Annotated in this window: 9 protein-coding genes; 5 read left to right on the forward strand and 4 right to left on the reverse strand. The window is 75.1% G+C overall.

Going from position 1 to position 9,015, the window contains the following annotated elements; genetic code table 11:
- Positions 1-13: 13 nt before the first annotated feature.
- On the reverse strand, positions 14-541 hold the full coding sequence (locus AB0L25_RS05370) for a gamma carbonic anhydrase family protein (RefSeq protein ID WP_500168875.1): 528 nt from the start codon (positions 539-541) through the stop codon (positions 14-16).
- A 273-nt stretch (positions 542-814) separates the two neighbouring features.
- On the opposite strand from AB0L25_RS05370, the gene AB0L25_RS05375 reads away from it, so the two are divergent.
- The 3 genes from AB0L25_RS05375 to AB0L25_RS05385 all read left to right on the forward strand — a co-directional run bounded on the left by AB0L25_RS05375 (position 815) and on the right by AB0L25_RS05385 (position 2,880).
- Positions 815-1,921 (forward strand): hypothetical protein, encoded by a 1,107-nt coding sequence (locus AB0L25_RS05375; RefSeq protein ID WP_500168877.1) that lies wholly within the window; start codon positions 815-817, stop codon positions 1,919-1,921.
- Between the two features lie 75 nt (positions 1,922-1,996).
- On the forward strand, positions 1,997-2,527 hold the full coding sequence (def, locus tag AB0L25_RS05380) for a peptide deformylase (protein WP_500168879.1): 531 nt from the start codon (positions 1,997-1,999) through the stop codon (positions 2,525-2,527).
- Between the two features lie 134 nt (positions 2,528-2,661).
- Entirely contained in the window at positions 2,662-2,880 is a 219-nt protein-coding gene (locus AB0L25_RS05385) for a hypothetical protein (protein ID WP_500168881.1), read from the forward strand.
- On the opposite strand, the gene AB0L25_RS05390 is transcribed toward AB0L25_RS05385, so the two are convergent.
- The 3 genes from AB0L25_RS05390 to AB0L25_RS05400 form a co-directional block, all read right to left on the reverse strand.
- Positions 2,877-4,445: a sensor histidine kinase gene (locus AB0L25_RS05390; RefSeq protein WP_500168885.1), complete on the reverse strand. Its 1,569-nt coding sequence runs from the start codon at positions 4,443-4,445 to the stop codon at positions 2,877-2,879. The two genes, AB0L25_RS05385 and AB0L25_RS05390, sit on opposite strands and share 4 nt — an antisense overlap.
- Entirely contained in the window at positions 4,442-5,173 is a 732-nt protein-coding gene (locus tag AB0L25_RS05395) for a response regulator transcription factor (RefSeq protein WP_051301204.1), read from the reverse strand. Before AB0L25_RS05395 ends, AB0L25_RS05390 begins: the two co-directional genes overlap by 4 nt.
- An 85-nt stretch (positions 5,174-5,258) precedes the next feature.
- Positions 5,259-5,915, reverse strand: a complete 657-nt coding sequence (locus AB0L25_RS05400; protein ID WP_500168887.1) for a TetR/AcrR family transcriptional regulator — start codon at positions 5,913-5,915, stop codon at positions 5,259-5,261.
- Between the two features lie 82 nt (positions 5,916-5,997).
- Here AB0L25_RS05400 and AB0L25_RS05405 point away from each other — a divergent pair, with 82 nt between their 5' ends.
- Positions 5,998-7,386, forward strand: a complete 1,389-nt coding sequence (locus AB0L25_RS05405; RefSeq protein ID WP_500168890.1) for an MFS transporter — start codon at positions 5,998-6,000, stop codon at positions 7,384-7,386.
- Between the two features lie 277 nt (positions 7,387-7,663).
- Positions 7,664-8,830 carry a S1C family serine protease gene (locus AB0L25_RS05410; RefSeq protein ID WP_500168892.1) on the forward strand — a complete coding sequence of 389 codons (1,167 nt, stop codon included), beginning with the start codon at positions 7,664-7,666 and terminating at the stop codon, positions 8,828-8,830.
- Positions 8,831-9,015: the final 185 nt, after the last annotated feature.

Consider the following 9,015-nt stretch of genomic DNA (forward strand, 5'->3'; position numbering starts at 1 on the left):
GGGCGGGGGCGGGTCACTCGGTCCAGGTGGCGGTGGTGCGGTGCTGCTCCGCCTTGCGGACGTAGATGTCGGGCGTGTGTTCGAGGACGAGCCGGTCGTCGTCGCGGAGTTCGCGGACGACCTTGCCGGGCGTCCCCGCGACGAGCACCCCGGACGGGATCGTCTTGCCGGGCGGCACGAGGGCCCCGGCGGCGACGAGGGTGCCCGCGCCGATGCGGGCGCCGTTCAGGACGATCGCGCCGATGCCGATCAGCGAGCCGGTCTCGACGTGGGCGCCGTGCACCATCGCCTTGTGGCCGAGGCTGACCCGGTCCTCGAGGACGGCCGGCATGCCGGGATCGGCGTGCAGGCAGCAGAGGTCCTGGATGTTGCATTCGTCGCCGACGATGATCTCCTCGTCGTCGCCGCGCAGCACGGACCCGTACCAGACGTTCGCCGCGCGCCCCAGCTTCACCCGTCCGACGACGACGGCCCCGGGCGCCACCCACGCGTCCGGGTGGATGTCCGGACGGTCCGTCCCCAGCGATCCCACGTAGTTCATGGGGCCCGATGCTAGGCGGCGCCGTCCACAGGGCTGTGGACGGGCCTCGCGACACGGGCTCACGGTAGGCGAGAATTCTCCCGAGATCGGATAGTTTGTCGGGCCTACTCGGGTGAAGAAACGGCAGCAAGAGCGGCGTTCCGGTTGCGCGCACCCGTGGTACCGGACGAGAGTCGAACCTGACGTTTCCACCGCGGGCCCGCTCTACCGGCGGGTGAGGATGCATCCGACCCTGACGGGGTGATACCCCCGCCAACGACCCCCCAAGGCACCATGAGCAACGAAGCCGAAATCCTGCCGAATCTCCTCAAAGACGAGCAATTCGAGATCGTCATGCGCGGCTACAACCGCCGCCAGGTCGACGACTACATCGCCCGCGCCCATCAGAAGCACCGCGAGCTCGAGGCGCGGCTGGCCCGGGCGCAGGACGACGCCGAGCGCATCCGCCGCGAGATGGCCGAGCTGCGCGAGGCGCGCAAGCCGACCGGGGACGACCTGTCCGACCGGCTCCGGCAGATCATCAATCTCGCCGAGGACGAGGCGCAGGACAAGATCGCCCAGGCGGAGGCCAAGGGGGAGGAGATCCGCAGGGACGCCGAGCACGAGTCCAAGCGGATCATCGACGACGCTCGCGGGAACGCCGAGAAGAACCTCGCGAACGCGCAGCAGAAGGCCGAGCAGGTGCTTGGGTCGGCCGAGAAGGAGGCCGACCGGGTGCTGTCGTCGGCCCAGCAGGAGGCCGAGCAGACGGTGACGACCGCGCGGGTCGAGGCGGAGCGCACCCTCACCACCGCCGAGCGGCGCGCCGGGGTCATCAACGAGGGCGCCACGCAGCGGCTCAACGCGCTGACCAAGAACCACACGCAGGCGCTGCAGCGGCTCACCGAGATCAGCGAGACCCTGCACCGGCTGCTGACCGCCGAGAACGAGGCGGGGCCGCTGGAGAAGATGGTCGAGGACGCCGTCAAGCAGTCGTCCGCGCCGCGCAAGCAGGCCCCGACCGCCGTCGCGGGCAAGGCGGCCAAGCCCGCCGACGCGCCGGCCGCCGAGCCGAAGCCGCGTCCCGCGCCCGCCGCCCCGGCGGCGCCCGAGGCGCCGCCGGCCGCCGCCAAGCCGGTGCCGCCCGCACCCGCGAGCCCGTCCACGCCCGCGAGCCCGTCCGCGCCGGGGGGCCCGTCCGCGCCCGACGTGCCGTCCGCGTCGGCGTCCGCCCAGCCTTCCCCGGCGAAGCCGCAGCCCGCGGTGCACAAGCTCGGGCCCGAGGCGGCCGACGTCCCGGTGCCGCCGGTCGCGAAGCACGCGCGTCCGGCCGCGGAGCCCGGCCCGTCCGCCGCGGGACCCGGCCCGGTGCCGCCGCGCGGCCCGATCGACCCCGCCTGAGACCCCTCGGCGACGAGCGTGCGGTGCGTCCGGCGGCGGCCGGGCGCACCGCCGCGCGTTTTATAGGATCTTCCGGTGAGCAAGCGAACCACCACGCGCAAGGGGACTCCGCGCCCGATCCGGCTCCTCGGGGATCCGGTGCTGCGGACCGAGTGCGACCCGGTGCGGACCTTCGACGCCTCCCTCGAACGCCTCGTCGACGACATGTTCGCCACCATGTACGCCGAGAACGGCGCCGGGGTGGCGGCCAACCAGGTGGGGGTCGGCCTTCGCGTGTTCGTCTACGACTGCGACGACGACCGGGGCCGCCGCCACGTCGGGCACGTCGTCAACCCGGTCCTGACGGTCGCCGACGGTGACACGCTCGTCGAGTCGGAGGGCTGCCTGAGCGTGCCCGACCTGCGGTTCGACACCCCCCGGTTCTCGCACGCGGTCGTCGAGGGCGTCGACGTGAAGGGCGCCCCGGTCCGCGTCGAGGGGACGGGGTACTTCGCCCGCTGCCTGCAGCACGAGTGCGGGCACCTGAACGGGGGCGTCTACATCGACGTCCTGTCGGGCGACGCCCGCCGCGAGGCGATGCGCGCCATCCGCGCCCTGCGCGGCTGACCCCCCAGGCCCCTGCGCGGCGACATCCTCCGAAAGTGGGGGTCGCCGGACACGGAAATGGGTCCTCGCACCGATGGCGCCCGCCCGGTTCCGCGCGTCCAATGAAAGGACACGCGGAACCTCGGAGGGCGGCCATGGCGGAGTACGGCGAGGCGGCCGGGACGGCGGAGCGGCGCGGCCCGTGGTGGCGCGGGCGGCCGCTGCTCTGGGTGCTGCTGGCGGCGGCGCTCGCGATGCTCGTCACCGGCATGGTGCTGCACGAGGCGGTGCTGATGTCGCTGGGGCTGGTCGTCGCGGGCGTGACGGCGTCGCTGCTCGACCCGCACGGATTGCGGAGCCGCCCGCCGCGCTAGTCGGTGTCCAGCGGGATGACGACGCGGAAGACGGCGCCCTCGCCCGGCGTCGAGTCGACCTCGACGACGCCGTCGTGCGCGGCGACGAGGGCCGCGACGATCGCGAGGCCGAGGCCGGTGCCGCCGTCCTCCCGGGAGCGGGACGCGTCCGCCCGGTAGAAGCGCTCGAAAACGCGTTCCCGCGCCTCCGGCGAGAGGCCCGGCCCCTCGTCGGCGACCTCGACGACGGCCGCGGGCGCGCCGTGCAGGGTCCCGGACGTCAGCCGCACCTCGACGGGCGTCCCCTCGGGCGTGTGCGAGAGCGCGTTCGTCAGCAGGTTCCCGAGCACCTGCCGCAGCCGCGGCTCGTCCCCCCGGACCTGGTAGGCCATGCCGCCGGCGACCCGCAGCTGGACGGGCCGGTCCGGGGCGAGCACGCGGGTCTCCTGGACGGTGTCGGCGGCGACGGCGAGCAGGTCGACGGGGCGGCGCTCGATGGGGCGCTGCCGGTCGAGCCGGGCGAGCAGGAGGAGGTCCTCGACGAGCAGGCCCATGCGGGCGGCGGTGTCCTCGATGCGGCCGATCAGCCGGCCCAGCTCCTCGGGGCTGCGGGCGGCGCCCTGCCGGTAGAACTCGGCGAACCCGCGGATGGCGGTGAGCGGGGTGCGCAGCTCGTGGCTGGCGTCGGCGATGAACCGCCGCATCCGCTCCTCCGAGCGGCGCGCGGACTCCTCCGACCGGCGCGCCGACTCCTCGGACCGGCGGGCCGCCGCCTCCGACTCGGCGCGGGCCCGGAACGCCGCCTCGATCTGCGCGAGCATGCTGTTCAGCGACCGTCCGAGCCGTCCCATCTCGGTGCGCCGGTCGGCCTCGGGGACCCGCCGCGACAGGTTCCCGGCGGCGATCGCCCCCGCCGTCGCCTCGATCGCCGACAGCGGCCGCAGCGCCGCCCGGACGACCCACGCCCCGAGGCCCACGAGCACCGCGAGCACGGACAGCCCGACGATCAGGTCGATCGCGACGAGCCGCCGGACGGTCTGCTCGATCTGCGCCATGCTGGTGCCGAGGACGAGCGTGCCGCCGCCCGGGATCGGGGCCGCGAGCACCCGCCACGGCGAGCCCGAACCGCCCGCGCCCGGCACGGTGAACGGCTCGTCCAGCCGCCCGGACAGGTCGGCGGGCAGCCGCGGGTAGCCGCGCTCGTCGAGCGCGGTGCTGCGGTCCACGACCCGGTTGCCGGTCGTGCGGATCTCCCCGTACGTCTCGCTGGGGATCCGCAGCTCGATGGGCCGCACGCCCTGCTCCAGGTACGGCCGGATCTGCTCGATGGTACGGTCCACCGAGCTGTACAGCTGCTCGTCGGCGCGGTTCACCAGGTACTGCCGCAGGACGGACGCGCCCGCGACGGCCATCACGGTCATCCCGAGGGTGACGAGCACCATCATCCCCGCGATCAGCTTGACGCGCAGCGACGTCCGTCCCCAGAGGCGCCCGAGCCCGGTGAACGACCGCCGTCCGGGCGGGTACGCCGGGTACGCGCCGTACGGGCCCGGCGGCGCGGGCCCGCCGGGCGGCGCGGCGGTCATCCCGTCTTCGGGGGCTCGCGCAGCACGTAGCCCACGCCCCGCAGGGTGTGGATCAGTCGCGGCTCGACGTTGTCGACCTTGCGGCGGAGTGCGGACACGTACGACTCGACGATCCCCGCGTCGCCCTGGAAGTCGTAGTTCCACACGTGGTCGAGGATCTGCGCCTTGGACACGACCCGCCCGGCGTTCGCCATGAAGTAGCGCAGCAGCTTGAACTCGGTCGGCGAGAGCTGGATGGCGCGGCCGTTCCGCCACACCTCGTGGCTGTCCTCGTCGAGCTCGATGTCGGCGAACACCAGGCGCGGCGGGGGTTCGGCGGTCCCGCCGCGGAACCGCCGCAGCACCGCCCGGATGCGGGCGATGACCTCCTCCAGGCTGAACGGCTTGGTGACGTAGTCGTCGCCGCCGATCGTGAGTCCCTTGATGCGGTCCTGCACGGCGTCGCGGGCCGTGAGGAACAGGACGGGCGTGTGGTCGCCCCCGGACCGCAGCCGGCGCGCGACGTCGAACCCGTCGATGTCGGGCAGCATCACGTCGAGGACGATCAGGTCGGGCCGGTGCCGCCGCGCCGACTGCACCGCGTCCGCCCCGTTCGTCGCCGTCACCACCTCGAACCCGGTGAACCGCAGGCTCCCGGCGAGCAGCTCGAGGATGTTCGGCTCGTCCTCGACGACGAGCAGGGTCGCCTCGGGCGTCCGGCCGCCGTTCGCGCCCGTCCGTTCAACCACTGACACAGCTCCCTCCACCATCACGGTAGAGGTTCCCATCCGAAGCTGAATGCTCCCTGAACGTTCCCGGGGAATGCGGTGAGCGTCAGCCCCGCGCCGCCTCCGTCTCGACGGCGAGGACGAACATGTCGAGTTCGGCGCGGCGGACGTCCTCGCCCGTGACGGCCCGCAGGTGCGGCTCGGCGGCGCGGAGCCGGGGCAGCCCGGCGCGGGCCTCCGCGGGGAGGTCGAGGCTGGCGTCGCGGTGCCGGGCGACGGGGTCGCCGTGCACCTCGCGGTGCAGCCGCCCCATGACGAGGTCGACGAACACCAGGTAGTAGCGGACGGCGGCGCGCTCGTCGAGGCCGGCGTCGGCGAGGATCTCCAGGATCGTCTCGACGAGCCGCAGCGCGCCGGGTCCGTGGCCGCCGTGCGCGACGAGCGCGTCGATCATCCCGGGGTAGGCGCCGAGTTCGCGGCGCATCCCGTCGGCGACGCGGCGGAGCCGGTCCGGCCAGGGGCCGGTGCCGATGTCGGACGGGACGACGTCGTGCGCGGCGATCGCGTCGAGGACGGCCGCGACGAGTTCGTCCTTGTCGGCGACGTGCCGGTAGATCGCCATGCGGGAGACGCCGAGGTCGGCGGCGAGGCCGCGGACGGTGAGGGCGCCGACGCCGTCGCGGCGGACGATGCCGACCGCCGCGGCGACGATCTCGTCCCGGCTGATGCTCCCCCAGGCGCGGCGGCCGGTGGTCGACGACATGCGCAGCACCGTAGCCGAACATCTTGCGGACACCTGTCCGCAAGATTTAGGTTCGCCTTACCTAATTCGAGAGGAGGGCGCCATGCCCGGAAGGCCCGCAAGGAACGCCGTCCCCGCGCTGACGGTCGCCGCGTTCGCGGCCGCGCTCGCGCAGACGATCGTCATCGCGGCACTGCCCGCCCTGCGGGCCGAACTGCACGCGACGCCCGGCGGCGTCACCTGGACGCTGACGGCGTTCATGCTGGCCGGGGCGGTCGTCACCCCGATCGCCGGACGGCTCGGCGACCTGCACGGGCACCGCCGCGTCCTCCTCGGCTGCCTGCTGCTGTTCGCCGCCGGGTCCCTCGTCGCGGCGCTGGCCGCGGCGGCGCACTCGCTCGGCTGGCTGGTGGCGGGGCGCGCCCTGCAGGGGACGAGCGCGGGCGTGTTCCCGCTCGCGTTCGGGATCGTCCGGTCCGCGGTGCCCGGCCACCGGGCGCCCGGCGCGATCGCGCTGATCAGCACCATGTTCGGCATCGGCGGCTCGGCCGGCATGGTCGTCGCCGGGCCGGTCGTGGACGTGCTCGGCACCGCGTGGCCGTTCTGGCTGACGCTCGTCCTCGCCGGCGCGGCGCTCGCCCTCGCGCTGCGGCTCCCGGCGGGCCCGGCGGGCACCCCGGGACGGATCGACCCGATCGGGGCCGTCCTGCTCTCCGGAACCCTCGTGTGCCTGCTGCTCGGCATCGGCCAGAGCCGCGCCTGGGAGCCCCCGCAGATCATCGCGCTGTTCGGCGGCGCGGCCGCCCTCCTCGCCGCGTTCACCGTCGCCGAACTGCGGATCCGCGAACCCCTCGTCGACCTGCGCGGCCTGCGGGCCCGCACCCCGCTCGCCGCGAACGCCGCGACCCTGCTGATCGCCGCGGCGATGTTCGGCGCGATCACCCTCGTGCCCCGGTTCGTCCAGGCGCCCGACCCGGGTTTCGGCCTGTCCGGCTCGGCGTCCGGGCTCGTCATGCTGCCGGTCGCCGCGCTGATGCTCGGCGGCGGACCGGCCGCCGCCCGGCTCGGCCACCGCGCCGCGCTGCTCGCCGGGACGGCGTGCGCCATCGGCGCGCTCGTCCTGCTCGCCCTCGCGCACGCGGCGCTCTGGCAGTTCTACGCCGCGGGCGCGCTCATCGGCCTCGGCTACGGGCTCGCGTTCGCCGCGATCGGCAACCTCGTCGTCCAGGCCGCCGATCCCGCCCGGATCGGCACGGCGACCGGCGTCAACACGATCGTCCGCACGGTCGGCGGCGCGATCGGCGCGCAGGCCGCGACCGCGCTGCTCGACGCGGCCCCGCCCGACGACGGCTACCCGCTCGCCTTCGCGGTGTTCGCGGGCGTCGCGGTGGGCGGCCTCCTCGCCGCGGCCGCGGTGTCGCGGCGCGGCGGGCACGCACGGGACATCGGGAGCCGGCGTTCAGCGAACGCTCAGGTAGGTGCGGTTGAGTGAGGGCACAGGGCGCGCCCGGTCCCGGCGGGGAGCGGGGGTCCCGCGCCCTGGCCAGCCTCGCGCCACCGCGGCCGACGGGGGACGAACCGCCGCACGTCCCCCTCGGCCGCGGTTTTTTCGTGCGGCGGGCGTTCAGGAACCTTTCAGGTCGGATGCAGCCCGGATGCAGATCCGCGACGCAGGCTCATGGACGAGACACCACGAGGGGGATGACATGAGCGGCGAACGCACGCACCCGTCGGAGCCAGAACGACCCGACTTCCACCCGCACGGAGGCGTGCCCGGAACGCCCGCCGAGCCCGCGGACCCGCACCGCGAGCCGTCCACCGGCCCGTCCGACGAGACCCCGCCCCACGGCACCCCGCACCCGCCCACCGGCTACGGGACGGGGGCGGCCCCCGGCACGACCGCTCCGCGCCCGTACGGGGCGCCCGGCGAGGCCCGCGGAAGTGCGGGGACGCAGGGCGCGAGTGCCCACGGCGCGTATGGGGCGTCCGGTGCTTACGGGGCGTTCGGCGTGCCCGGGGCGTACGGGACGACCGGCGCGGCCGGTGCGCGGGGTGTGTCCGGGGTGTTCGGGGGGCCGGGTGGGCCCGGGCGGGGGGCGCGGCGGCCGGGCGGGATCCGGCGGGCGGTCGCGCTGGGCGCGGCCGCGCTGGCGCTCGCCGTGGGGGCGGGCGCAGGGGGCGCCGCGGCGGCCCTCGCGCTGACCGACGAGCCCGCGCGGTCCGCGCCGACCGCCGTCACGGGCGCGTCGAACGCGAGCGGTTCGGTGTCGGCGGTCGCGGCGGCCGTCCTGCCGAGCGTCGTGTCGATCACCGCGCAGTCGGGGGCGGGCGGCAGCGGCGGCTCGGGCGTGATCCTCAGCGCGGACGGGACGATCGTCACGAACGCGCACGTGGTCGACGGGGCGCAGCAGGTCGCGGTGAAGTTCAGCGACGGCAGGACGGCGCAGGCGCGGGTCGTCGGCGGCGACCGGACGAACGACATCGCCGTCCTGAAGGCGCAGGGCGTCTCGGGGCTGAAGCCGGCCTCGTTCGGCACCACCGAGGGGCTCGCCGTCGGCGACCAGGTGCTCGCCATCGGCAGCCCGCTCGGCCTGGACGGCTCGGTGACCTCGGGGATCGTGAGCGCGCTCGGCCGGCAGGTCAGCGAGGGGAGCGACCAGCCCGAGCAGCGGGCGCCCTGGCTGCCGCCGGGCCTGCAGCAGGAGCTCAGCCAGGAGGAGCGGACGGTGATCGAGAACGCGATCCAGACGGACGCGCCGATCAACCCGGGCAACTCGGGCGGCGCGCTCGTGAACATGTCCGGGCAGGTCATCGGGATCAACACCGCGATCCTCACCTCGGGCAGCGGCTCGGGCAGCATCGGCCTCGGGTTCGCGATCCCGATCGACAGCGCGAAGCAGACCGCCTCGAAGATCATCGCGGCGGCGTCGGTCTGACCGCGGGCGCCGTCCGGCCAGGGCTCTGGGGGGAGCGGGCGGGCGGCGCCGCGGGCAGGAGGTCGTTCCCGGCCGGGCCGGGCTCGGGAGGCGGGACGGGCGGCGGCCCTGGTAGCCCTCGACGGCGGTGGTCATGCGGGTGACGAGTTCGGGGTCCTCGCCGAAGCTCTCGTACGTGCGCCCCC

This window comes from Spirillospora sp. NPDC052242 (genome assembly GCF_040679555.1).
Classification (GTDB): domain Bacteria; phylum Actinomycetota; class Actinomycetes; order Streptosporangiales; family Streptosporangiaceae; genus Spirillospora.

Bases quoted from the DNA above. Each gene is read 5' to 3' on its own strand.
- AB0L25_RS05370 (WP_500168875.1), bottom strand. From the start codon at position 541: ATGAACTACGTGGGATCGCTGGGGACGGACCGTCCGGACATCCACCCG.
- AB0L25_RS05375 (WP_500168877.1), top strand. From the start codon at position 815: ATGAGCAACGAAGCCGAAATCCTGCCGAATCTCCTCAAAGACGAGCAA.
- AB0L25_RS05385 (WP_500168881.1), top strand. From the start codon at position 2,662: ATGGCGGAGTACGGCGAGGCGGCCGGGACGGCGGAGCGGCGCGGCCCG.
- AB0L25_RS05390 (WP_500168885.1), bottom strand. From the start codon at position 4,445: ATGACCGCCGCGCCGCCCGGCGGGCCCGCGCCGCCGGGCCCGTACGGC.
- AB0L25_RS05400 (WP_500168887.1), bottom strand. From the start codon at position 5,915: ATGTCGTCGACCACCGGCCGCCGCGCCTGGGGGAGCATCAGCCGGGAC.
- AB0L25_RS05405 (WP_500168890.1), top strand. From the start codon at position 5,998: ATGCCCGGAAGGCCCGCAAGGAACGCCGTCCCCGCGCTGACGGTCGCC.